We start from the raw sequence: 1,287 nt of genomic DNA, 5'->3' as shown, positions 1-1,287 counted from the left end.
TCTTCGATCAGGTATTCACTGCCACCTAGTCTTAAAACCAACTCGCGTTTACCTTGTAGTGTCCAACTATTTTTTGCTTCAGGTAGTGTCAGGCTGGCAGCAGCTAACCACTCTGCTGCGTTTGGTCCTTTCACACCAAAGCGATTTAATGCACTCACATCACAAATACTTAATAACTCGTGGCGTGTTGCTTCAATAGCCTTGTCCGCTATGGCTATTGCAGTCTCCATGCCATTCACAAAACCATTGATGGGTTTCAAAGGGGCTTGAGAAAAAGCGACCGGGCTTTTAAAAATGTCGTTTTGCATGCTTACTCTCCGTTGTTATCAAGTAGGTGAAAAAAAGGCGCTTTAACGACTGTTGCTTCTACCATTGCACCGCTATCGGTACGAATAGAAAACGTTGAGCCCGGACTGCCCTGTTCTGGTGCAACAAACGCAAAACCAATGACTCTGTTGAGGTATTTGCTATAAGCAATACTGGTAACTCGACCTTTGATATTGCCGTCTTCAATCACCAGGTTGCATTCATTCGGCATCTCACCCGTAAAGTCTTTTTCCAGCACAAAGTTCACTAGCTTTTTGTTCAGTGTTTTCTTCGCGATGATCTTGAGACTGCGTTGACCGATAAAGAACGGCTTATCCATTTTCACCAGCGCTTCAGAATGTGCTTCAAATGGATTAGTCAGACCATCCGTATCGTGGCTTATCAAGTGATGCCCCATTTCCAGGCGAAGCAGACGCTGAGCATCTGTACCAAATGGGCGTATGCCGTGTGATTGTCCCGCCGCCATGATCTGCTTCCAAACATGCAAGCCCGCTTTGTATGGCACATGAATCTCAAAAGCCAGGTCGGCCACAAAGCTCACACGCATAATTTTGGCATCCACCCCAGCAAGCTTAGTTTGGGTCATATTGCCATCAGGTAAAGCAGCATCACTCAGGTCAGCTTGGGTCAGTGACGTTAAAATCTCACGTGATTTGGGTCCGGCCAAGGTCATGGCTGCGATGGCACCAGTCAGATTCACCAGAGTGACTTGCAAGCCCCACAACTGGACATTCCGTTGCATCTCACGGTAAACCGTTGCCGCATTAGACGAGTTGGTAGACACATAGAATTTTTCGGCTTCAACACGAACGGCTAGGCCGTCATCCAGCATCACACCCGCTTCATCAATTAACAAAGCAATGCGACTTTCACCGATTTTTTGTTTGCTGAATTTACCGGTATAAAAACGTTCCAGGAACTCGGTCGCATCGGCCCCATAGACTTCAATCTTGCCTAAGG

At 46.9% G+C, this 1,287-nt stretch carries 1 protein-coding gene and 1 pseudogene; both read right to left on the bottom strand.

Annotated features, from left to right (window positions below; translation table 11 throughout):
• Positions 1–308 (bottom strand): annotated as a pseudogene (locus B4K20_RS01960) (sarcosine oxidase subunit gamma); the annotation flags it as partial.
• A 2-nt stretch (positions 309–310) separates the two neighbouring features.
• Positions 311–1,287 (bottom strand): aminomethyltransferase family protein (locus B4K20_RS01955; RefSeq protein ID WP_289281704.1); only part of this gene is annotated, 977 nt, incomplete at its 5' end.

Origin of the sequence: Methylophaga sp. UBA5088 (genome assembly GCF_002414625.1) — a bacterium.
GTDB lineage: Bacteria > Pseudomonadota > Gammaproteobacteria > Nitrosococcales > Methylophagaceae > Methylophaga > Methylophaga marina.
Note: the sequence above shows the minus strand (reverse complement) of the source record. Positions and strands in the feature narration are given on the sequence as shown.